Here is a 21,303-nt window from a genome sequence, read left to right as displayed (position 1 = left end):
CCGTACTCCACCGAACGGGAATGTACTATGCACAGGTTTCCAACCTCATCAGGATAAAGGACGAGTCATGGGGTGTCGATAACCAAGAACCTTTCGATATGTGCCAAAGAAGCATTTAAGCGTTTTTTCGACCCTCACTTTCGCATTGGTGACGATATATATAAGGTCTTAAATCTGCCGAGATATGATAGGAAAGTGTAAGGCGATAGCACACGGAAGTACTGCATTGGACTATATCTTTAGAGAAGGCAAGCTGGGCAATCGGCTTGCCTTCCATAACCTTTGTTGCAGAGAATCAAAGGCTATTTACGAGGAAATGAAGTTGGTCAGCGATTACAATACCAGATGCAGAAACAAGTTCCTGCGCATCGAAATCGGCATTGCGCCAAAGGACGAGAAGAAACTATCAGTTTCTGAACTTGCCCAAATAGCCCATCTGTTTGCCAAGAAAATGGGACTTGACAACCATCAATGGGTGGCGGTAACGCACAAGGACACCGACAACAGGCATATCCACATTATCGCCAATCGCATCAGCCTATATGGAGAAGTCTATGACACTACCTTTGTAAGCAACAAGGCTGCAAGGATTACAGAGGAAATCAGCAGGGAGAAAGGCTTGACTATTGCAAAGGAAGTCAAAGCAGAAAGGAAGCATCAGAAGGCGAAAGTAAATCCCACGAGGGAACAGACCAAGCAGCAGGTTCAGAAGATTTGCTATGCCCTACTTGAAAAATACAAAGGCACAGGTATCACGGGACACTCCATGTTCCTCTACGAGCTGAACAGGCAGGGAATAACCATAGAGCGCATGAAGAACAAGCAGGGCAAGGTCTATGGCTTGAAATTCTCATACACAGGACAATCTTTCAAGGCATCGGAAATCGGCAGGGAATTCGGCTACCACTCCTTGCAAAGAAACTTTGAACCAACAAACAAAGAAGAATTTAAGAAACCACACCACACAATACAAGAACCGACAGAAAAGAACGAACAGCCTGATACAGGCTATCAACTCGTATCCAAAAGCCGTTCCTCTATCTCACGAGACAATGACACACCACAAGTGCAGAATTCTATTAGTACAGTGGCAGACACCATTGTTAGTGCAGCCGATGAAGTTGTGGAAGGGTTAGGCGATTTGATTACACCATCCGCACAGGGCGATGATTATGCCGAAGCAGCATGGCAGCGCAAGCTCAGATACCAAGCGAACAGAAAGAAACGAGGGAGAAAACTATAAGCCATACGAGTTTACAAAAAAACGCAAAACAAAGAATTTCTTAGCATAAACGCTTGTTATTCGGTAACAAAGTATTATCTTTGCAGACAGAATAACAAGCGTTCTTTGTTAGGCAGAAAACAGCAACACCAAGTAGTTCGCTCGTTTCCAAATCGTTACCTATTCAGTTTAACAAACAAGGTAACTTCTTTATTTCCAATTAGTTGTATTTTAGAAATCATCTTGCCCTGTTAAACATACTGTTTTGCCCTGTAAAAGGCTGCCATTATATATCATAAAAATATTCTTTTTATATGAATATGTCCTTATATGCGTATTAATAATATGTTTGCAATGAATTAATATAAAGATTGGAAAATATTTTTCCTTGTGTTCGATAACAATGTTAAAACCTATCGTTTGTTATAATTTTATTTGGATATATAATTGATTTATTTTATATTTGCAATATGTTTTTCAAGTGATTTTGACTTTCTTTTAAAATCACGCTGAGGTTGGTAGCGTCCTGCACCAACCTCTTTTTTTTTGTGTTTTATAAATATAATTATTGCCAATCTATAAAAAAACTTTTTGTATTTTTGCTTCTAAATATGTAATATATGAGAAAGATAGCTTGTTTACTTCTTTTTATAGGTTGTTTAGCGTTATATTCTTGTGAAAAACCTATTATAGAAGAAGATGATATAAAAAAAGAAGAGCCTGCAGAGCCAAAGCCTCCTACAAACAATGTTCCGCCCCAAAAAGGTAAAGGCGGTTCGTCTAATAACGGTAATGGTACAGGCAAGTCGCCTAACAACGGTGAAGGTACAGGTAAGGGAGGGGCATCAGAAAATTATGATATGGAGCACCCTATGAGTGTATATAAATTTCTTACTACTGTGCCGAATAATGAAAAAATGTATGTGGTAGGATATATAATAGGTGCTTTTAAGAGAAATCTAAAAGATGTAGAATGGAACGCTCCTTTTACTTCTGGTTTATATATATTATTGGCTGATAATAAAGACGAAAGAGATCTTAGCAAAGTTATGGTTCTATGCTTAAGTAAAGTTTCTAATAAGAATAAATATAATTTGAAGAAGCATTCAGATAATATAGGTCGTAAATTGTTATTATTTGGTAGGAAGCAAGCTTTTTCGGGTGTTATTGGCATGAAGGATTATGTTGGTATATGTGCGTTTTGGGAAGAGATATAATAGCAAACAAGAAGCAAAATGCTTATAGCTAAGTATTTACTTCTTGTTTTTAGGATTCTTTTATATAAGTTTTTGCTTTTATAGTGCTTTTAGCGATTTGATAGTAGAATAAGGATTTTTACTTCCAAAAATATAGCTACCACTAACAAGAATATCAGTCCCTGCATCTATTAGTAAAGGTGCAGTTTCTCCATTTACTCCTCCATCTACCTCGATAAGGGTATTGCAATGTTCGTTTTCTATAAGAGCTTTGAGCTTTCGTACCTTCTTTAGAGAACTTTTTATAAACGATTGTCCTCCAAATCCTGGGTTGACGCTCATAATCTGTACTATGTCAATGTCTTCTATAATATCTTCTAATACATTTACAGGGGTAGAAGGGTTTAAGGTTACTCCTGCTTTCATGCCCGTAGCTTTTATGGCTTGTAAAGTTCTGTGTAGATGTATGCAAGCCTCGTAGTGGATATTCATGATAGCAGCACCACAATCTAAAGTTTGCTGAATATAGTTTTCGGGGTGTTTTATCATTAGGTGTACGTCCATAGGCTTTTTTAAGACCTTGCTTACTGCTTTCATAACAGGAAATCCAAACGAGATATTAGGCACAAAGCTACCGTCCATTACGTCCATATGAAGCCAATCGGCATCGCTATTATTAATCATCTCTATGTCTTTATAGAGATGAAGGAAATCGGCAGATAGTAATGAGGGTGAAACAATAACTGACATAATTATAATTAAAAGAGATAATTTGTTTCAGCAGAAAGTTCTTTTAAAAGATAGTCTGCTATGAAAATAATATTATTTTATCGTTGTATTTTTGAATAAATTCTTTTTGTATATATACTTTTATAAAAGTATTTACCATAATGGAAATCAAAGTTACATAATATTTTTATATTGAGCAATATATTTTATGGAATAATGCTTTTATATTGTTTCACGTTGTAAATCATTAAAAAAAATAAATACTTAACCAAATAAAATTATTATCTTTGTGTTATGAACAATATTTTAGATGAAATAGTAAAAGCTAAACGTATAGAGCTTGAGCAGTGGAAGCGTTTTTTACCTATTAAGCAGCTGTATGCTTATGTAGATAAGAATAATGAATATCTGTTTGAAGGCTCTTCTCTTGGCGAGGCTTTACGAGGTTCTTCTACAGGTGTTATTGCAGAGTTTAAGCGGCATAGCCCTTTGCACGGCTGGATAAATGATGCGGCAAGAGCGGGAAAGACTGCTCTTAGTTATCAAAAGGGAGGAGCCTCTGCGATAAGCATAGTTACTGATAGGCAGTTTTTTGGTGGATATGACGAGCATATCCAAGAGGCTCGGCAGAGCGGTGTAACATGTCCTATTTTGTATAATAATATTGTTATAGACGATTATCAGCTTCTTCAAGCTAAATATTGTGGTGCATCAGCAGTATTGCTTATGGCTTCTTGCATTAGTAAAGAAGAGTGTAAGCACCTCATAGAGTCGGCTCATTATTTGGGGTTAGAGGTTTTGCTTACAATCAATTCAGAAAAGGAATTAGATTATCTTTCTTTTCAGCCAGATATTGTAGGTGTGAATAATAGGAGTATAACAACTTTCCATGCCGACGTGCATAACTCTTTTCATTTAGCACCTTGTTTACCTAAAGATAAGGTGTTAGTGAGTATGGGCGGCATTAGTAGTGTTCAAATGGTGAAGGAACTTCGTAAAGAAGGTTTTAAAGGCTTTATAATAGGTGAAGTTTTTATGAAAGAGAAAGCTCCGGGTGATGCGTTATGTAAATTTATTAAAGACTTAAAAGAGTAGCTTATGATGTTTAGTAAATTATTTAATAAGGACAGCAATGTTTTTATACCTAAAAAGATAAAAGTTTGTGGTATGTGTGATGCACAAAACATAAGTGATGCTATTTTTGCAGGTGCAAATATTATAGGTTTAAGTTTTTGTCCAAATAGTGTGAGGTATGTTAAGCAGCTGTCTACAAAGACCGGTATTATGCCTGATATATGCTCTTTAGATTGTAACAAAAAAGTTAATTTAGCACAAATAATAAAGGATAAAGAAATAGAGCTTTGTGGAGTGTTTGCTGATGATATGCCACAAACAATAGTTAGCAGAGTAGTAAATTTCAATTTGGACATCGTTCAGCTCTCAGGCTCTGAAAGTCCTGTTATGATAGATAACTTTCGTCGTACGATATGTACTGATATACGTCCAAACATTAAAATAATAAAAACCATAAGAGTGGCTTCAAAATCCGATTTTAAGCAATGTGCAGATTATGAAGGGCATGTTGATTATTTCCTTTTTGATGCTAAAAGTAATAAGGCAGATGATGATAAAAAGCGTTTTTCTTGGAATTTGCTAAATTCGTATAATGGTAGTACACCTTTCTTTCTTAGTGGCTCTATAGGTGAGCATGATGTAAAGGCGATACATTCTTTAAAACATTCTTTGTGTATAGGTATTAATGTTAATAGCCAGTTTGAGACGGCTCCAGCTTTAAAAGATATAGTTAAGTTGCGAGGATTTATAAATAAGCTTTGTAGGTTGGAGTAGTTTTTTTGGTTTTTTATTAAGAGTGGTGTTGTCTTGTGATAGGTTGTGCTTTTGTTTTCATTGTAGATTATGGTAGATCTTTCAAGTTCTTCAACAGAGGTTATTGCTAATGATGGTTTTCCTTGGTATGCTATTCGTCTTTTTACTAAGTCGTTGCAAGATGTTAAAGCATACTTTGAGTCGTTTGGTTACGAGTGTTTTGTACCAATGGAATATGTTGAAATAATGAAGCCAGAGGGTGGAGTGGGGCATATTCTTAAGCCTGTTATACGTAATTTTTTGTTTGTTAAGCAAACAATGGATAACGATACTTTTAAGAAGTCGGTTTTAAATGCTAAGTTTAAGATAAGTGTTATTCGTAAGATAGATGATAATAGTCAGTTTGCTCTCATTCCTTCTAAGCAGATGTACGACTTTCGTTTAATGTGTAATCCTGAGATAACGCTTCGTAAATTTCTAACAGAAAAGGAGGCACAGCTAAAGGTAGGTAATAAGGTTTTTGTGAAATATGGTCCTATGAAAGGCATGACAGGAAGGTTAGTAAGGTCGAATAAGAAATATTATCTTCTTAAAGAAGTGCCGGGAATGGGAGTAATGTTAAAGGTATCTCGCTGGTGTTGTGTTGCTATTGAAGGGGTAGAATAGATTAAAAGGAAGTGGAATAAACATCATCTTCTTTCTTTAAAAAATCTAAGCATAAGCTCTTTACATTCATTTTCCATAATTCCACCTATAATATTTGCTTTAGGGTGTAAGGCCTTAGGTGCATACGTATGATATCCGCGCTTATCGTCTATACAGCCAAAGACTATGCGTTTCATCTGCGACCAGCCTAAAGCACCGGCGCACATGATGCATGGCTCTACAGTAACATAAAGGGTACAACCCTCAAGATATTTACCCCCCAACTCATTAGCAGCAATAGTAATGGCTTGCATCTCAGCATGAGCGGTAACATCGTGTAATCTTTCTGTAAGATTGTGTGCACGTGCTATTATTCTATCTTTACATACAATGATAGCTCCTATGGGTATCTCTTTTTCTTTATATGCCTGCTTAGCTTCTTCTAAGGCAAATTGCATATAGTAGAGGTCTTTTTTTATATCTTCTTCAGCACTCATATATTTGCAAAAATACAAGTTTTATTTTGAATATACATTAAAAAGACATATCTTTGTAAGATAAAAAAAAGATTAAACAGTTTTGGCTTATCATAATGATTTAGGAATGTGGGGAGAAAACACTGCTGCCGATTATCTGCAACAGCAGGGTTATACCATACTTTATCGGAACTGGCGTTGTGGTCATCGTGATATAGATATAATAGCAGCGATGGGAGATGTCTTGGTAATGGTAGAGGTAAAAACACGTCGTAATGAGGATTTTGCCGAAGCAAGTACAGCCGTTAATGCGTCTAAGATAAAGTCTTTATCCGTAGCTGCTAATGCTTTTATAAAAAAGTATGGAGGAGGCTATGATGTAAGGTTTGATATTGTTACCGTAGTGGGCACTCCGGAGGGAGAACCGCAGATAAATCATATAACAGACGCTTTCTTACCTTTTATATAAATATGAAGAATTAGAAATGGAATTGTTTAAAAATATCAAGAATATATTCTCTGCAAAGCAGAAAGTGCCAGTCGATTATAAGATAGTGAGTCTACATTCGGTAGATAGTACTAATACATATTTACGTACTTACTTGCCCGAAGAAGGTGAAAAGATAACACTTGTTGTGGCAGATTATCAAACAGCAGGGCGTGGTCAAGGGCTTAATAAGTGGGAAAGCGAAGCTGGAAAGAACTTGCTTTTTTCTGTATTGGTACACCCATCACGTGTTCCTCTTCGTCAACAGTTTCTTTTAGCAGAAGCAGGAGCTTTAGCATTGAAAGAGGTTATTAATAAATATGTTCCAGAAAACATTTCTCTTAAATGGCCTAATGATATTTATTGGAAAGATTATAAGCTGAGCGGCACATTAATAGAAACCAAGATAGTAAGCGGACATATTAAGGATTTTATATTCGGAGTAGGGCTAAATGTTAATCAAACTCATTTCTCGTCAGATATACCTAATCCTATATCGTTAGCACAGATTATAGGGCACGATATAGATAAGGCACATCTTTTAAAGGAAATCTTACAATCTTTTCAGCGATATTTTGCATATATTGAGGGTGGGGAGTATGATGGTATCAGTGGCTTGTATCATGAAAGCCTTTACCACTCTAAAGGTTTTCATTGGTATAGAGATGCTCAAGGTAAATTTGAAGGAGCTATAGTAGAAGTGGAAGATGACGGGCATCTTATAATGCGAACACGTGAAGGTGTTGTTAAGTCGTATTTATTCAAAGAAATAGAGTTTGTTTTATAAAAAAAAGAATTATAATAAAAGAAGATATATGGCAAGGTTTAAACGTATTTTATTAAAGCTCTCAGGTGAAAGCTTGATGGGGAAACAGGGGTATGGCATTGATCCTGAAAGGTTAAATGACTATGCTCAACAGATAAAAGAAGTGCATGATATGGGTGTTCAGATAGGAATAGTGATAGGTGGAGGCAATATTTTTAGAGGGCTAAGTGGTAGTCAGAAAGGCTTTGATCGTGTGAAAGGAGATCAGATGGGTATGTGCGCTACTGTAATCAATTCGCTTGCGCTTAGCTCTGCACTTGAGGCTATTGGCACAAAGGCTAAAGTATTTACTGCTATTCGTATGGAGCCTATAGGAGAGTTTTATAGTAAGTGGAAAGCTATAGAGGCTATGGAGCATGGTGCTGTAGCAATAATGTCTGCAGGAACAGGCAATCCTTATTTTACAACAGATACAGGGTCGAGCCTTCGAGGCATAGAGATAGAGGCAGATGTAATGCTTAAAGGAACTCGTGTAGATGGTATTTATACTGCTGATCCGGAAAAAGATCCTACGGCAACGAAGTTCTCTGAAATAACTTATGATGATATTTATAAAAAAGGACTTAAAGTAATGGATCTTACAGCCACTACTATGTGTAAAGAAAACAATCTACCTATTTATGTTTTTAATATGGACGTCTTAGGTAATCTCAGAAAGGTTATACTGGGAGAAGATATTGGCACTTTGGTGCATAACTAAATTATGTTTATAAACTAATAATTATTTTATATAATAAAGAAGATTATAATAAAAATACTTATAGAGCTATAGATAGATGAAAATAGGACTTTTTAAATATTTTAAAATTGATAATAATATAAAAGATTAAGGGAAAAGCATCTTTCCTTTAATCTTTTCGTTTTTATTAACAGTTCTGTTTCGGACAATCTTATCATTCTTTTTGTATATTTGTAATGCAAACGATTATTTTCCAATAATATGAAGATAACTAAAATTTTATTATTTTTTATACTACTATTTGTTTCTACTTTTACTTTCGCTCAAGGGCAGCCAGTGCATTTTAGTGTTCAGCAGAAAAAAGTATCTCCAACAGAGCTGCATATTATGTTTAAAGGCATTATTAATGATGGTTGGCATGTTTATTCTACTGACTTACCTGCAGGTGGCCCAATATCTACCAGCTTAACAATAGAGAAGGCTATAGGTGTAAAGCCTATAGGCAAACTTATAGCAAAGGGAAGAGAAATAAATTTAAATGATCCTGTATTCTCAATGAAACTACGTTATTTTGAGAAACAAGTTACTTTTATTCAGAAGTATAAGATAACAGGCAAGGTTTATAATATCAAAGGTTATTTAGAGTATGGCTCGTGTAATGATGAGTCGTGTATGCCTCCTACTGATGTTGAGTTCGATTTTAAGGGTAATGGCCCTGCAACTTTACCTGATAAAGAAGAGGCTATAGAAACAGAACTTACAAAGAAAGAAGCTCCCCAAACGGTTACTATAGATAATGTAGATTTGCCAGCTTCAGAAAAAAAAGATAGCAGTTTCACCCCTGAAGCTATTTCCGATTCTGCAAAGGCGCTTATAGTAGCACCAGCACAACCTATGTCTGTAGAAAAACAATGGTGGACTCCTGTTATAAAAGAGCTTAAGTCTTTTAATCAAATACCAGAGGATCAAAGTCAGTCGCTTTGGTATATTTTTGTAATGGGTATCGTTGGGGGATTAGTAGCATTACTCACTCCATGTGTTTGGCCTATTATACCAATGACGGTAAGCTTTTTTCTTAAAAGGGCTAAGAATGATCGTAAGAAAGGCATACGCGATGCTATTACTTATGGTATATCTATTATTGTCATTTATATGGGATTGGCTTTATTTATAACAGCTATCTTTGGACCACAACGTCTTAATGCTTTAGCTACCAATGCACCTTTTAATATATTTTTCTTTTTAATGTTAGTGGTGTTTGCGTTTAGTTTCTTTGGGTGGTTTGAGCTGTCATTACCATCATCATGGGGAAATGCGGTGGATAATAAAGCATCTGCTACGACAGGATTGTTATCAATCTTTCTTATGGCTTTTACCCTATCATTAGTAAGTTTTTCATGTACAGCTCCTGTGGTAGGCTTACTTTTAGTACAGGCTGTTACCAGTGGAGATTATATAGCTCCAGCTATAGGTATGCTTGGGTTTGCTTTGGCATTAGCTTTACCATTCACTCTCTTTGCTTTATTTCCCACATGGCTTAAGCAAGCACCAAAGTCAGGGTCTTGGATGAATATGATAAAGGTAGTATTAGGGTTCGTAGAACTGGCTTTTGCTTTGAAATTCTTCTCTGTAGCCGACCTTGCTTATGGTTGGCATTTGCTTGATCGTGAAGTGTTCTTATCACTTTGGATAGCAATTTTTGGTCTATTGGGGTTGTATCTTATAGGAGTCTTTAAGTTCCCTCATGATGATTCTGATAAGAAATATATGCCAGTACCTGCTATAATGTTAGGATTGCTCTCTATAGCTTTTACAATATATATGATACCGGGCTTATGGGGAGCACCGTGTAAGGCTATTAGTGCTTTTGCTCCTCCTATCAATACGCAGGACTTTAATTTAGCTCCTAAAACAGTACATGCCGCTTTTACCGACTATGATGAGGGTATGCGTGCGGCTGCTGCAGCAGGTAAACCTGTATTATTAGACTTTACTGGCTTTGGCTGTGTTAATTGTCGTAAGATGGAATCTTCAGTGTGGAGCGATAATCGTGTGGCAGATAAGCTTATGAAAGATTATGTTCTAATATCTCTTTATGTAGATGATAAAACCCCTTTAAAGGAACCTATTAAGGTAAAACGTTCAGATGGTACAGAACGTACTCTGCACACTGTGGGAGATAAGTGGAGTCATTTAGAAGAAACAAAGTTTGGTTATCTTGCACAGCCTTTCTACGTTCCTTTAGATAATATGGGTAAACCTCTTAATAATAGTTATGCTTTTAAGGAAGATGTTTCGGCTTACTTAGATTTTCTTGATAAAGGATTAGATAATTATACAAAAAAGAAAAACAAATAAAAAGATATGAGATTATTAAAGTTAGTATTAATATTAGTTTTTATAGTAGGATTTACGTCGTTGTCTAAAGCTAAAGGTTATCTACCTGCTAAGATATATATGTTTGGTTTTGCTGCTTCTTTCAATGATTCTACGGTATATTTTACAGATATTCAGGAAGTGAATGCTTATGTAAACAATGATCGTAATCATTTCTTAGTGGGTAGAAGTGCTTATTCTTTCCAATTACGTAATTACTTACAAACATCGAAAAGGTCTTTATATCCCACATGTGTAACAGTGTATGCTACGACAAAAGCAGAGATAAACAAAAAATATTTAGCAATAAAAAAGAAATATCTGCCTATATCTAAAGGTAAGGCAAAGGGTACTAATAGGTATTTTATAGAAACTATTCCTATAAGCGAATTTGCATATTCTATCAGCAAGCCTATAGAATAAAGATAGCAATGACCTGTATATAAAAAAAGGAAAACCACTTAAAAGATAAAGAAATGAGTATCAATAATTTTTGTATAGCAGAATTAACTGTTCGCATAATTTTTGAAAAAAGTGGGCATGATGATATGTATTTATTGCCGTCTTTAGAGCCATTTAGAGTAGATAATATTGATGGAGATGCAGTGTTAGAGGTTATTGTTAAAGAAAAGCTGTCTCCGCTTTCAGCTAATCAGCTCCAGCGTATAAGAGATTTTGATACAGGTAATGGTGATATTATAGTAGACCATATAAAAGGGGGCGGTTATCAATTTTCTTTTTTAGATATAGATAATGTTAAATGTTGTCTTTTACATGTAGATAAGACTTTTTCTAAGTGTGTATGTGCTGTAGAAGGTAACAGTGTAAGTCGTGCTTTTGGTTTAAATAATGCGTTAATGCTTTCATATTCTTTGGCAGCAGCATCACATGAGACATTATTAATACATGCGTCTTTAGTGCGTAATAATGGGTATGGATATGCGTTTATAGCAAAGAGTGGGACAGGGAAATCTACACAAGTAAGTATGTGGCTGCGTTATATTCCCGATTGTGATTTGATGAACGATGACAACCCTATAGTGCGAATTATAAATGAAGAGGTATGGATATATGGAAGTCCGTGGAGTGGTAAGACGCCTTGTTATCGTAATGTGAAAGCAAGGCTTGGAGCTATTACGCGTATAGCTCGTGATACTTGTAATTGGATAGAGGAGCTTACTCCGATACAAGGTTTTGCTTCTTTATTCCCGTCGTGTTCTTCTATGAAGTGGGATCATGAGATACATGAATTTGTTTGTAATACTATTACGAAAGTAGTAGAGAAGAGTAAGTTATATATTTTGCATTGTTTGCCAAATAAAGAAGCTGCCGAGGTGTGTTATAATACTATTGCAAAAAAGTAAACGTTTATGAATAAACAAAATGTAGAAAGAGAAGATTTACATATTCCGAATGGCTTGTTTTTCCCAGAGGTAGTTAGACTTTTAAAAGAAGGATATTCTGTAACCATACCTTTAAAAGGATATTCTATGCGACCTTTCCTTGAAAGTGGTAGGGATAAAGCCGTTTTAAAAAAGCCTTCTTCAATATCTGTTGGCGAACCAGTGCTATGTGAAATATTTCCCAATCATTTTGTTTTACATAGGATAATATCTATACAGGGAGATGATATTACATTGCTTGGCGATGGCAATATTGTTACAGAGACTTGTAAGAGAGATAATGTTGTAGGTGCTGTGGTAGGATTTTACCGAAAAGGTAGAGAAAGCTTAGATAAAACTACAGGAAGAAAGTGGAAGATATATAGTGCTTTGTGGATGTTTCTTCGTCCAATAAGGCGTTATCTATTAGGTATTTATAGTCATGTATGGATACCTTTGTTTGGAACAATTTAAAAGACATATAGTAAAAGAAAAGTAACTATGAAGGTAAAGAGCGGATTTAATCTTCGCAACGTATGTGGTGAAGAGCTTATTGTGGCTGAAGGTGAAGAGAATATCGACTTTAGTAATATTATTTCTATGAATAAAAGTTCTGTAATATTATGGAAAGAAGCACAACGCTTGGGGACTTTTACCATAGAAGATCTTGTAAAGCATCTTTGCAGCATTTACGATATTGACGAAGATACAGCAAAAGCAGATGTAAAAGAGTTAGTATATAATTGGGGTGAAATGGGTATTATAGAAGGAGATGACATTCCTGTAGTAACTATTAAGAGAAAGACTGAGGATAAGAAAGATAATCTTTCTAAGGAAAAAGAAAAACAATCTCCTAAAAAAGGCTTTTTTAGAAGATTGTTTAAGCTATAAGGTTAGAACATAATCTTTACTACATTACATAATAAGTCTTTATAGTTACTTGTTATAGTATATAAATATTACATTGTAAGGAGTAATTATAAAGATTTATTATATATATGTTTTTACAGGTTATTAACAAACCATTCTGCTATTTGTCTTAGCAAGAAGTGGCGTGTGTTACCTCCATGAATGCCATGGTTACGGTTAGTAAAGATGTTTTCCTTAAAGTCTTTATCTGCTTGTACTAACGCTTCTGAATATTCAAAAACGTTTTGTGGGTGTACATTATCATCAGCAAGGCCGTGGCATAACAGAAGTTTTGTGTTCATGTTGTGTACACGCTTTATAGGATTTATATCGTATCCGGCTTCGTTTTCTTGAGGCGTGCGCATGTATCTTTCGGTGTAAACAGAGTCGTAAAATCTCCAATCAGTAGGAGGAGCTATAGCTACTGCTGCTTTAAAAACGCGGTTAGCACTTTGGCTGATACTCATTAGCGTGTTAAATCCTCCAAAGCTCCAGCCCCAAATACCTATGCGATTAGCGTCAATATACGATAGTTTGCCTAACCATTTAGCTGCTTCTACCTGATCTTTTGACTCTAACTCGCCTAACTTCAGATAAGTGCATTTCTCAAAGTCTGCTCCTCTTGCACCGGTACCTCTACCATCTACACACACTACTATAAAGCCTTTTTGCGATAAATAATAATCGAATAGTCCACCGTTCCCCATAGATCCGATGCTCCAGTTGTCAGTAACTTGCTGACTTCCAGGTCCACTATACTGAAACATTAGTACGGGATACTTTTTTGTTTCATCAAAGTTAGCAGGTTTTATCATCCACCCATTGAGTTTTATACCTTCGCTTGTGGTTAGTGAGAATAGCTCTTTTGGGGCGTTTTCAAATGTTTTTAGTTTGTTTTTCAGTTCTTCGTTGTTAAGGACTTCGCGTACCATTTTCCCCTTTTTGTCGTAAATGGTGTAGACGTAGGGATTGTTGCGATCGCTCCATGTGTTAAGAAAATATTTATAATCACCAGAGAAATGAGCGATATTCCAGCCCGTTTTTGGTGATAGGCAAGTAACCTTGCCATGCTTATCTGCAACAAACACATCGCGTGTCATCGGACTTTTTTTTGCTGCTTGATAGTATGTGTTGCCTGTAGCTTCATCGTAGCCATATATAGCGGTAACATCATAGTTGCCTTTTTCTATTTGGCGAATGAGTTTACCATCTTTACTGTATAGATATAGGTGCATATAACCATCTCTATCAGATGGTATTAATATGTAATTTTTCATAATACAAACCCCTGCCATAGCCTCTTCTTTTACATATTTAGGTACACTCTCTTTTATTATTAGAGCACATTTCCCCGTAGTAGGGTTAGCTGCATAAAGATTAAGCTCGTCTTGATGACGGTTCATGGTGTATATTATGATACGTGAGGCATCGCTTGTTGTTTTTATGCGAGGTATATAGCTATCTATAGTTAGTGGAAGATTATACTGCATGGTTTTACCATTTGTTAAGGAATAAGTCCATGCAGTAACTATAGAGTTATCTTCGCCCGCTTTCGGATATTTATATGTGTATAGGCTGGGGTATGTTCTACATTTGCTTAAAGCAGGGTATGCTCCTTGAAAAAGCTGTAAAGAGTATGTCTTTACTTTGCTTTCATCGTATTTTATCCAGCTAAGTGTTTTGCTGTCTGCGCTCCACGCTAAGGCGTTATTAAATCCAAACTCTTCCTCATTGACCCAGTCAGGTAAGCCGTTGATAATCTTGTTAAACTCTCCATCAGATGTTATTTGTTTTTCTTTCTCTCCATCGGTAATAAAGATGTTGTTTTTTCTCACAAAGGCTATGTATTTGCTGTTTGGTGAGAAAGTAGGTATTTGTTGTGCACCGTTTATAGATAGCTTACTAAGGCTTTTTGTAGTAACGTTATATAGATAGAATTCGGCAGTAAACGACCGCCTGTATATAGGCTTCGTGTTGGTTTGAATGAGCAGTTTTAAGCCATCTTCTGATATTTTATAGTTATCAAATTCTTTTATATTTTCCCCTTTTGTGTTATTTATATCAAAGATAACACCCGTTTGTTTTCCTGTTTTAAACGAGTATTTTATTATTTTTTTATGGTCTTCTGATATTTGGGCATATTCAGAAGAGCCTTTCAGGGGGTTAATACCTTGGATGTATTTCGGAGCAAAAGAGCCGTTAGTACAATCCTTTAGCTCAATGGGTTCTCCTGCAAAGGAGTGGAGTGTGGTTAATACTGTTGCACACATAAGTAGAAAACGTTTCATATTTTATTTTATTTTATCTATCGCAAAATTACGAATTTATCTCTATAAACTTTTGTATTTAGCATCGAAACAGCTAATTTTGTTCATTAAAAAAATAAATAATAGTTTGGATATGAATTTTGATAAGATAGAAGCTGATAGCCGAAAGATGGAGTTGATACGTGTTTTAGAACATTCTATAGAGCGTCTTTCTTTAGCCGAATTAGAGGCGTTGTATTATGATTTAGTGGCTAAAGATTATATCCGCAAATAAAATAAAGTAAGTTTTTCTTATGTTTAATAGTCGTAGCAAGGAGATTCTCCGTTTAGCTATACCTTCTATAACAAGTAATATTACTATTCCTTTGTTAGGTCTTATAGATCTTGCTATAGTGGGTCATATAGGAGATCAGACGTATATTAGTGCGATAGCAGTAGGAACGATGGCTTTTAATATTATGTATTGGCTATTAGGCTTTCTTAGAATGGGAACGAGTGGCTTAACCTCACAGGCTTATGGCAGGAGCGATAGGCTTGAGTGTCTTGCTTTGTTGCTTCGTTCTTTGACTATAGGTTTAGGTATGGGGTGTGTGTTTGTGTTAATGCAAGTGCCGTTATGTAAGGGTCTTTTCTTTGTTTTAGATGTCCCATTAGAGTCGGTTTCTTTAGCAAGCACTTATTTTGGCATAGTCATTTTTGGTGCGCCTGCCATGTTAGGGCTATATGGTCTTATGGGTTGGTTTATAGGAATGCAAGATACTCGCACACCAATGCTTATAGCTATATTACAAAATGTAGTTAATATCATTAGTTCGCTTTTTTGTGTTTACTTGCTAAATTGGCACATGGAGGGTGTTGCTACTGGCACGTTGCTTGCCCAATGGTTTGGCTTTCTTTTATCTCTTTATATGGCATATCGTAAGGTTAGGGGCTTACATCTTAATGCTTTTAGTGTTTCTTATTACAAGAAAGTGTATATTAAGACTATTAAGGGCAAGGCGGCTTGGCTTGATTTCTTTGCAGTAAATAGGAATATCTTTTTACGAACGTTATGTCTTGTTATAGTTAATATGTTTTTTACTAAGGCAGGCGGCTTGCAAGGCACTATGATTTTAGCTGTAAACACTCTCTTAATGACGCTTTTTACTATCTTTTCTTACTTCATGGACGGCTTTGCTTATGCCGCCGAAGCTCTTTCGGGTAAGTATTATGGAGCAAAAGATGTGTCTACTTTACGTTTGTTAATAAAGCAGCTTTTTATCTTTGGAGGTGTTGTTGCCTTGCTTTTTACGGCTCTTTATACTTTTGGAGGTTTGCGTTTCCTTCATTTGCTTACAAGCGATGATAAGGTAGTATCCTCTGCTTTACCCTATTTGTATTGGGCTTGTTTTATACCTATTGCTGGTGTAACGGCTTTTATTATGGACGGTATCTTTGTGGGATTAACCGAAACTAAGGGTATGCTTTGGTCGTGTTTTATAGCTGCTGCTATGTTTTTCTTAGTTTATTTCATGCTTCGTGGTAAGCTTTATAACGATGCTTTATGGCTGGGCTTTTTATCTTTTCTGCTTACTCGGGGCGTTGTAGAGCTTTGGTGGATAAGGCATAATACTGCTATTTGCTCATAGCTAAAAGGCTGCTGTGTTATGGGTGTTAGTAGGGATAGTGGTGTAAAGATGTTTGTTTTATTATTGTATGCAGGGTAGAGGCTTATGTTGGTATGCTTATTTCTCGAAGCAATAGCCAAATCCTTGCCGTGTAACTAAGTTTTTTGCCATAGAGCCTAACTTCTTTCTGATGCGAGTAATGTTTACATCTATTACCCTATCCACTACCATAACATCATTGCTACGTATTGTTTTAAGCAGCTCTTTGCGCGAGAACACTCTTCCGGGGTGTTTTAAAAGGTAGCTAAGCAAGTCGAATTCTGTCTTTGTAAGGTTAATGTTCTTGCCGTCTATAAGCAGAAGCTTTGTGGTAAGGTTTAGCGATAGCGATTTGTATGTTATCAGATTAGCACTATCTGTATTAATATTGCTGTTTCGTCGCAAAACAGCTTTTACTCTTAATATCAATTCGCGCACAGAGAAAGGTTTTGATATATAGTCGTCTGCTCCAAGTGTAAGCCCCGTTATAGTGTCGTTTTCAGTGTCGCGAGCTGTTACAAAGATTATTGAGGCGTTAGAGGTAGTAGGGTTTTCTTTAAGCTTTTGTGATAGCTTAAATCCAGACATCTGCCCCATCATCACATCTAATATAAATAATTGGAACGAAGAGAGGTCGTTGCGAGCTAATACTTCTTCTGAAGAATGGGCTGTTTCTACGTTGTATCCTTCCGTTTCAAGGTTGAATTGTATTATCTCACATAAGTCTTGCTCATCGTCTACCACTAATATCTTACTTTTTTCCATGAGGGTTATACTTTGTTTTTTTGTGTTACAAATTTATTAAAAATAATCAGATAACAGAAAACATCATAAAAAATACCTTTCCAAAACTGTTTTATATAATATAAAAATGTTAGAAAAGTTTTTCCTGAAATACGTAAAAAGGATAACTTTGTAGAGTGAAAAGTCTGCCAAAATTGCAGAATATTAAAAATAAAGATGTAATTTTGTCATTACAATGAATACAACTGAACTTCAGAAAATAAAGCAGCGATATAATATTGTAGGTAACAATAAAGAGCTTAATCGTGCCTTAGATGTAGCCTTGCAGGTAGCACCTACCGATTTGTCTGTGCTCATCTTTGGTGAAAGTGGTGTAGGTAAGGAGATTATTCCTCGTGTTATTCATGACAACTCTCCTCGCAAGCGTGAGAAATATTTAGCTATCAACTGTGGTTCCATTCCCGAAGGCACTATAGACAGCGAGCTTTTTGGGCATGAGAAAGGCTCTTTTACAGGAGCTATAGGCGATAGTGAGGGCTATTTTGGCATAGCTAATAAAGGCACTATCTTTCTCGATGAGGTGGGAGAGCTGCCTATGGCTACTCAGGCTCGTTTGTTACGCGTATTAGAAACTGGTGAGTATATACGTGTAGGAGGCACAGACATACGTAAGACCGATGTCCGTATTGTTGCTGCTACTAATGTAAATGTGCGTAAAGCTGTTAGCGAGGGTAAGTTTAGAGAAGACTTGTTTTATCGTTTAAACACTATTCCTATACAGATGCCACCACTGCGCGACCGTGGAAATGATATTTTGTTACTGTTTCGCCTTTTTGCTATGCAGATGTCAGAGAAATACCATTTACCAAAGGTTGTGCTTTCCGATGAGGCTAAGCAGATAATGTTACAATATAAGTGGCCGGGCAATGTGCGTCAGCTAAAGAACATAACAGAGCAGATTTCCATATTGAGCGAAGATGTTGAGATTACCGCTGAGAAGTTATTACAGTTTATTCCGCGCGACCAAGAGAGCACTCAGTTAGCTACTATAGGCTCTGGTAGCTCTCACTCATACGAGAATGAGCGTGAGATGTTGTATAAGATACTCTATGAGCTGCGAGGTAATGTAAGCGATTTGAGGCGCGATCTTAACTCTATGCGTAAGCAGTTAGAGGAAGGTGCTGTCCACACTACAGCCCATTCTTTTGCCTCTACACACACGCCCAATGTCCCAGCAGTGGCAAGTAAGGCTCCCCTTGCCAGCGAAACAGCTAATGAAGAGGCAGTAGAAGAGGCAGATGCTGAAGAAATATCAGAGCCTTCATCTCTTAACCTAAGCGATATAGGCAGGCAAATGGTAGAGAAAGCTCTTATTCGTAATAATGGTAATCGAAAGAAAGCAGCGCAGGAGTTAGGCATTAGCGATAGGACCTTATACCGCCGTATTAAGCAATATGGCTTAGAGAAATTAGCAAAATAATAAATTAGGGGAAACCAAGAGGCTATGATGAGAATATTTAAGTATATATATAAGGTAACGGGGAAAGAGCTGTTAATGGCTTTTCTATGGTGTGTTATGGTAACAACATTGCTTGCGGCGTGTAAGATAAGTTATAAGTTTAATGGTGCAAGTGTAGATTATGCTAAGGTGCATACTATACAGATAGCCGATTTTCCTATCCGTTCTGCTTATGTGTGGGGTCCGATGGGTCCGATGTTTAATAATGCTTTGAAAGATATTTATGCTAATCATACTAAGCTACAGCAAGTAAAACGTGGTGGCGACTTGAGAGTAGAGGGCGAGATAGTTAGCTATCAGCAGCGTAATAAGAGCATTTCGAGTGAGGGAAATTCCTCTCAAACAGAGCTATCCATTACGGTGAATGTGAGGTTTACTAACACTACTAACCATAAAGAGGACTTTGAGCGTCAGTTTACAGCCACATCTACGTATGAGTCTACAAAGAGCCTTCAGTCCGTTCAGCAGCAGTTGGTGGAGGAAATGATAAAAAATATTACCGATCAGATTTTTAATGCTACATTAGCTAACTGGTAATAGGAAAAGTTATTTATAATGAACATTACATCTTTAATATCTCATCCAGAGCTTCTTGATAAGGCTACGCTTTATGAGCTACGTAACCTAATAGCCTTATATCCTTATTATCAGCCTGCGAGAGTGTTGCTTTTAAAGAACTTGTTTCTTCTCCATGAGCCTACTTTCGATGAAGAGCTGCGTCGTGCTGCTGTGTATATTACCGATAGAAGGGTGTTGTTTGATATTGTAGAAGGCGTTCATTATCAGTTGATACAAAAAAAGAATGATGCTCATAAAAGTCAAGACGCAGCCCTTAAGAAAGACGATGCAGCCCCTGAAGACCGCACAACGTCGCTCATTGATAGCTTCTTAGACCAGATACCTGAAGATTATGACAATGCTTCAGGCGGCTCCTCTTCAAGCGAAAAGCCCACTGTGGCTGATGCTACGGTAGACTATGTGGCATATTTGCTAAAGGCAGAAAGCAGCACACCTTCTTCTGAAGAGCAGCAGCTTAAGGGACAAGAGCTGATAGACAATTTTATTAATAACGACGGTGGTAAGATAACCTTGCATAGAGAAGAGGACGACGCCTTAGATAAGGAAGAGGAAAATGTGCCGCAAGAGGACGAAAGCAATGATGCAGAAGATGCTGGCTACTTCACCGAAACTTTGGCACGCATCTATATCAAACAAGGTAGATATTCTAAAGCACTGGAAATTATTACACGGTTAAATTTGGATTATCCAAAAAAAAATCGTTACTTTGCAGACCAAATACGTTTCTTAGAGAAACTTATCATTAATAATAATAAAAAATAATACAGTAGCAGATGTACACTTTATTCATTGTTTTAATTGTAGTTATAGCTCTTTTAATGATTTGTATTGTATTGATACAAGAGTCGAAAGGTGGCGGTTTGTCGTCTAATTTCTCTTCTTCTAATGCTATTATGGGCGTCCGTAAGACTACCGATTTTGTAGAGAAAGCCACTTGGACTTTTGCTGCCTTAATGGTAATAATTAGTATAGCAAGTGCCTACGTTGCTCCTACGGCAAGCACTGATGAAAGCGTTATAGAGAAAGCTGCTACAAGCGATCAGCCTACTAACCCTAACAACTTGCCTAACTTTGGTGCAAGTCAGCAGAAGCAGGCTGCCCCTACTAAGCAAGCTGCTCCAATAGCTCCTGCAAAGAAATAAAAAGGATAAGACGTTTTTTTTTCATATTTATTTTGAGTATTCAAATAAAGTTTGTATCTTTGCACTCGCTTTAGATAAGTACTCAATACGGTGGACGTAGTTCAGTTGGTTAGAGCGTCAGATTGTGGTTCTGAATGTCGTGGGTTCGAGTCCCACCTTCCACCCTGTGAAAAGCAAGTGAATACCTAATATTTAGGTATTCACTTTTTTTTTGTTTGCTACCAAGCGTCCTTTCTTAGCTTAGTGTATATAAAAAATAGAGCAGCGGTTTTAGTTTTTTTATGGATTAAATCGAAAAAACAGCACCTGTGATGTTTTCTTAAAAGAAGAAATATAATGTATAATCAGGTAAAAGGTGTTTTTATTATAAAAAAAGGATTATAGCCGATGATGAAAAATAATCTATTTTTATACTAAAAATAGATTAAAAACACTACAAAAATAACCTATTTTTGTTATCTATACCTCCCCTGTTCTTCTTCTATATATGCCTTAAAGCGTGGTAAAACATGGGGTTTACCACTTTTGTGGTTGTAAAGAAAAATATAAATCTTTTTTATCCTCATTTATTAGGATAGCTATTTTGTAAAAATACCTACTTTTGGTGATAGCTCTTTTTAAACAGATAGAAAAAAGAACTATACCTTTGCAT

General features: G+C 36.4%; 23 protein-coding genes, 1 tRNA gene and 1 pseudogene. 21 read left to right on the top strand and 4 right to left on the bottom strand.

Annotation, left to right across the window (positions count from 1 at the left end; translation table 11 throughout):
* From HMPREF9018_RS10760 to HMPREF9018_RS10495, 3 genes and pseudogenes are all read left to right on the top strand, one after another.
* Positions 1-201, top strand: a pseudogene (locus HMPREF9018_RS10760) (plasmid mobilization protein); the annotation flags it as partial.
* The gene (locus HMPREF9018_RS07820) at positions 185-1,243 is read left to right on the top strand and encodes a relaxase/mobilization nuclease domain-containing protein (protein ID WP_008450183.1); all 1,059 of its coding nucleotides are present in this window, start codon (positions 185-187) and stop codon (positions 1,241-1,243) included. The pseudogene HMPREF9018_RS10760 and the gene HMPREF9018_RS07820, both read left to right, overlap by 17 nt.
* Positions 1,244-1,842: 599 nt before the next feature.
* Positions 1,843-2,439 carry a DUF6359 domain-containing protein gene (locus HMPREF9018_RS10495; RefSeq protein WP_008450191.1) on the top strand — a complete coding sequence of 199 codons (597 nt, stop codon included), beginning with the start codon at positions 1,843-1,845 and terminating at the stop codon, positions 2,437-2,439.
* Positions 2,440-2,517: 78 nt separating this feature from the next.
* Here HMPREF9018_RS10495 and rpe read toward each other — a convergent pair whose 3' ends face one another.
* Positions 2,518-3,168 carry a ribulose-phosphate 3-epimerase gene (gene rpe / locus HMPREF9018_RS07810; protein WP_008450135.1) on the bottom strand — a complete coding sequence of 217 codons (651 nt, stop codon included), beginning with the start codon at positions 3,166-3,168 and terminating at the stop codon, positions 2,518-2,520.
* A gap of 273 nt (positions 3,169-3,441) precedes the next feature.
* On the opposite strand from rpe, the gene HMPREF9018_RS07805 reads away from it, so the two are divergent.
* The 3 genes from HMPREF9018_RS07805 (at position 3,442) to HMPREF9018_RS07795 (ending at position 5,640) form a co-directional block, all read left to right on the top strand.
* A complete protein-coding gene (locus HMPREF9018_RS07805) occupies positions 3,442-4,242 on the top strand; it encodes an indole-3-glycerol phosphate synthase TrpC (RefSeq protein ID WP_008450167.1) in 801 nt (266 codons plus the stop codon).
* A gap of 3 nt (positions 4,243-4,245) precedes the next feature.
* Positions 4,246-4,995: a phosphoribosylanthranilate isomerase gene (locus tag HMPREF9018_RS07800; protein ID WP_008450156.1), complete on the top strand. Its 750-nt coding sequence runs from the start codon at positions 4,246-4,248 to the stop codon at positions 4,993-4,995.
* Between the two features lie 69 nt (positions 4,996-5,064).
* Entirely contained in the window at positions 5,065-5,640 is a 576-nt protein-coding gene (locus HMPREF9018_RS07795; protein ID WP_008450086.1) for a UpxY family transcription antiterminator, read from the top strand.
* 23 nt (positions 5,641-5,663) lie between these two features.
* Here HMPREF9018_RS07795 and HMPREF9018_RS07790 read toward each other — a convergent pair whose 3' ends face one another.
* Entirely contained in the window at positions 5,664-6,116 is a 453-nt protein-coding gene (locus HMPREF9018_RS07790) for a nucleoside deaminase (RefSeq protein WP_039864667.1), read from the bottom strand.
* A gap of 82 nt (positions 6,117-6,198) precedes the next feature.
* Between HMPREF9018_RS07790 and HMPREF9018_RS07785 the strand changes: the two genes are divergently transcribed.
* The 8 genes from HMPREF9018_RS07785 (at position 6,199) to HMPREF9018_RS07750 (ending at position 12,736) form a co-directional block, all read left to right on the top strand.
* Positions 6,199-6,564 carry a YraN family protein gene (locus HMPREF9018_RS07785; protein WP_008450143.1) on the top strand — a complete coding sequence of 122 codons (366 nt, stop codon included), beginning with the start codon at positions 6,199-6,201 and terminating at the stop codon, positions 6,562-6,564.
* A gap of 16 nt (positions 6,565-6,580) precedes the next feature.
* A complete protein-coding gene (locus tag HMPREF9018_RS07780) occupies positions 6,581-7,369 on the top strand; it encodes a biotin--[acetyl-CoA-carboxylase] ligase (RefSeq protein ID WP_008450080.1) in 789 nt (262 codons plus the stop codon).
* 28 nt (positions 7,370-7,397) lie between these two features.
* The gene (gene pyrH / locus HMPREF9018_RS07775) at positions 7,398-8,108 is read left to right on the top strand and encodes a UMP kinase (RefSeq protein WP_008450178.1); all 711 of its coding nucleotides are present in this window, start codon (positions 7,398-7,400) and stop codon (positions 8,106-8,108) included.
* A 240-nt stretch (positions 8,109-8,348) separates the two neighbouring features.
* Positions 8,349-10,445, top strand: coding sequence for a protein-disulfide reductase DsbD family protein (locus HMPREF9018_RS07770; protein ID WP_008450124.1), 2,097 nt, complete (start codon positions 8,349-8,351; stop codon positions 10,443-10,445).
* 6 nt (positions 10,446-10,451) lie between these two features.
* Entirely contained in the window at positions 10,452-10,886 is a 435-nt protein-coding gene (locus tag HMPREF9018_RS07765) for a hypothetical protein (protein ID WP_008450176.1), read from the top strand.
* A gap of 53 nt (positions 10,887-10,939) precedes the next feature.
* Complete coding sequence (locus HMPREF9018_RS07760) at positions 10,940-11,827, top strand: hypothetical protein (RefSeq protein ID WP_008450094.1); 888 nt, start codon at positions 10,940-10,942, stop codon at positions 11,825-11,827.
* 6 nt (positions 11,828-11,833) lie between these two features.
* The gene (locus HMPREF9018_RS07755; RefSeq protein WP_008450188.1) at positions 11,834-12,319 is read left to right on the top strand and encodes a hypothetical protein; all 486 of its coding nucleotides are present in this window, start codon (positions 11,834-11,836) and stop codon (positions 12,317-12,319) included.
* 27 nt (positions 12,320-12,346) lie between these two features.
* A complete protein-coding gene (locus tag HMPREF9018_RS07750; RefSeq protein ID WP_008450194.1) occupies positions 12,347-12,736 on the top strand; it encodes a PqqD family protein in 390 nt (129 codons plus the stop codon).
* A gap of 113 nt (positions 12,737-12,849) precedes the next feature.
* On the opposite strand, the gene HMPREF9018_RS07745 is transcribed toward HMPREF9018_RS07750, so the two are convergent.
* The gene (locus HMPREF9018_RS07745) at positions 12,850-15,042 is read right to left on the bottom strand and encodes a S9 family peptidase (RefSeq protein ID WP_198506729.1); all 2,193 of its coding nucleotides are present in this window, start codon (positions 15,040-15,042) and stop codon (positions 12,850-12,852) included.
* A gap of 112 nt (positions 15,043-15,154) precedes the next feature.
* Here HMPREF9018_RS07745 and HMPREF9018_RS11125 point away from each other — a divergent pair, with 112 nt between their 5' ends.
* Entirely contained in the window at positions 15,155-15,295 is a 141-nt protein-coding gene (locus HMPREF9018_RS11125) for a hypothetical protein (RefSeq protein WP_008450196.1), read from the top strand.
* A 19-nt stretch (positions 15,296-15,314) separates the two neighbouring features.
* Positions 15,315-16,649, top strand: a complete 1,335-nt coding sequence (locus tag HMPREF9018_RS07740) for an MATE family efflux transporter (RefSeq protein ID WP_008450160.1) — start codon at positions 15,315-15,317, stop codon at positions 16,647-16,649.
* 96 nt (positions 16,650-16,745) lie between these two features.
* On the opposite strand, the gene HMPREF9018_RS07735 is transcribed toward HMPREF9018_RS07740, so the two are convergent.
* On the bottom strand, positions 16,746-17,432 hold the full coding sequence (locus HMPREF9018_RS07735; RefSeq protein WP_008450153.1) for a response regulator transcription factor: 687 nt from the start codon (positions 17,430-17,432) through the stop codon (positions 16,746-16,748).
* Positions 17,433-17,646: 214 nt separating this feature from the next.
* Between HMPREF9018_RS07735 and HMPREF9018_RS07730 the strand changes: the two genes are divergently transcribed.
* The 5 genes from HMPREF9018_RS07730 (at position 17,647) to HMPREF9018_RS07710 (ending at position 20,816) form a co-directional block, all read left to right on the top strand.
* Positions 17,647-18,891 (top strand): sigma-54 interaction domain-containing protein, encoded by a 1,245-nt coding sequence (locus HMPREF9018_RS07730; protein ID WP_008450206.1) that lies wholly within the window; start codon positions 17,647-17,649, stop codon positions 18,889-18,891.
* A gap of 75 nt (positions 18,892-18,966) precedes the next feature.
* The gene (locus HMPREF9018_RS07725; protein ID WP_232724663.1) at positions 18,967-19,467 is read left to right on the top strand and encodes an LptE family protein; all 501 of its coding nucleotides are present in this window, start codon (positions 18,967-18,969) and stop codon (positions 19,465-19,467) included.
* An 18-nt stretch (positions 19,468-19,485) separates the two neighbouring features.
* Entirely contained in the window at positions 19,486-20,271 is a 786-nt protein-coding gene (locus tag HMPREF9018_RS07720; protein ID WP_008450073.1) for a hypothetical protein, read from the top strand.
* 11 nt (positions 20,272-20,282) lie between these two features.
* Positions 20,283-20,651 (top strand): preprotein translocase subunit SecG, encoded by a 369-nt coding sequence (gene secG / locus HMPREF9018_RS07715; RefSeq protein ID WP_008450123.1) that lies wholly within the window; start codon positions 20,283-20,285, stop codon positions 20,649-20,651.
* 89 nt (positions 20,652-20,740) lie between these two features.
* A tRNA-His gene (locus tag HMPREF9018_RS07710) sits at positions 20,741-20,816 on the top strand.
* Positions 20,817-21,303: the final 487 nt, after the last annotated feature.

Source organism: Prevotella amnii CRIS 21A-A (assembly GCF_000177355.1).
Taxonomy (GTDB): Bacteria; Bacteroidota; Bacteroidia; order Bacteroidales; family Bacteroidaceae; genus Prevotella; species Prevotella amnii.
Note: the sequence above shows the minus strand (reverse complement) of the source record. Positions and strands in the feature narration are given on the sequence as shown.

Excerpts from the sequence above, each read along its gene's own strand:
- HMPREF9018_RS07790 (WP_039864667.1), bottom strand. The coding sequence starts at position 6,116 with ATGAGTGCTGAAGAAGATATAAAAAAAGACCTCTACTATATGCAATTT.
- pyrH (WP_008450178.1), top strand. The coding sequence starts at position 7,398 with ATGGCAAGGTTTAAACGTATTTTATTAAAGCTCTCAGGTGAAAGCTTG.
- HMPREF9018_RS07735 (WP_008450153.1), bottom strand. The coding sequence starts at position 17,432 with ATGGAAAAAAGTAAGATATTAGTGGTAGACGATGAGCAAGACTTATGT.
- HMPREF9018_RS07725 (WP_232724663.1), top strand. The coding sequence starts at position 18,967 with ATGGCTTTTCTATGGTGTGTTATGGTAACAACATTGCTTGCGGCGTGT.
- HMPREF9018_RS10495 (WP_008450191.1), top strand. The coding sequence starts at position 1,843 with ATGAGAAAGATAGCTTGTTTACTTCTTTTTATAGGTTGTTTAGCGTTA.
- HMPREF9018_RS07740 (WP_008450160.1), top strand. The coding sequence starts at position 15,315 with ATGTTTAATAGTCGTAGCAAGGAGATTCTCCGTTTAGCTATACCTTCT.
- HMPREF9018_RS11125 (WP_008450196.1), top strand. The coding sequence starts at position 15,155 with ATGAATTTTGATAAGATAGAAGCTGATAGCCGAAAGATGGAGTTGATA.
- HMPREF9018_RS07720 (WP_008450073.1), top strand. The coding sequence starts at position 19,486 with ATGAACATTACATCTTTAATATCTCATCCAGAGCTTCTTGATAAGGCT.
- HMPREF9018_RS07800 (WP_008450156.1), top strand. The coding sequence starts at position 4,246 with ATGATGTTTAGTAAATTATTTAATAAGGACAGCAATGTTTTTATACCT.
- HMPREF9018_RS07745 (WP_198506729.1), bottom strand. The coding sequence starts at position 15,042 with ATGAAACGTTTTCTACTTATGTGTGCAACAGTATTAACCACACTCCAC.
- HMPREF9018_RS07770 (WP_008450124.1), top strand. The coding sequence starts at position 8,349 with ATGAAGATAACTAAAATTTTATTATTTTTTATACTACTATTTGTTTCT.
- HMPREF9018_RS07750 (WP_008450194.1), top strand. The coding sequence starts at position 12,347 with ATGAAGGTAAAGAGCGGATTTAATCTTCGCAACGTATGTGGTGAAGAG.
- HMPREF9018_RS07755 (WP_008450188.1), top strand. The coding sequence starts at position 11,834 with ATGAATAAACAAAATGTAGAAAGAGAAGATTTACATATTCCGAATGGC.
- HMPREF9018_RS07795 (WP_008450086.1), top strand. The coding sequence starts at position 5,065 with ATGGTAGATCTTTCAAGTTCTTCAACAGAGGTTATTGCTAATGATGGT.
- secG (WP_008450123.1), top strand. The coding sequence starts at position 20,283 with ATGTACACTTTATTCATTGTTTTAATTGTAGTTATAGCTCTTTTAATG.
- HMPREF9018_RS07805 (WP_008450167.1), top strand. The coding sequence starts at position 3,442 with ATGAACAATATTTTAGATGAAATAGTAAAAGCTAAACGTATAGAGCTT.
- HMPREF9018_RS07780 (WP_008450080.1), top strand. The coding sequence starts at position 6,581 with ATGGAATTGTTTAAAAATATCAAGAATATATTCTCTGCAAAGCAGAAA.
- rpe (WP_008450135.1), bottom strand. The coding sequence starts at position 3,168 with ATGTCAGTTATTGTTTCACCCTCATTACTATCTGCCGATTTCCTTCAT.
- HMPREF9018_RS07765 (WP_008450176.1), top strand. The coding sequence starts at position 10,452 with ATGAGATTATTAAAGTTAGTATTAATATTAGTTTTTATAGTAGGATTT.
- HMPREF9018_RS07760 (WP_008450094.1), top strand. The coding sequence starts at position 10,940 with ATGAGTATCAATAATTTTTGTATAGCAGAATTAACTGTTCGCATAATT.
- HMPREF9018_RS07820 (WP_008450183.1), top strand. The coding sequence starts at position 185 with ATGATAGGAAAGTGTAAGGCGATAGCACACGGAAGTACTGCATTGGAC.
- HMPREF9018_RS07730 (WP_008450206.1), top strand. The coding sequence starts at position 17,647 with ATGAATACAACTGAACTTCAGAAAATAAAGCAGCGATATAATATTGTA.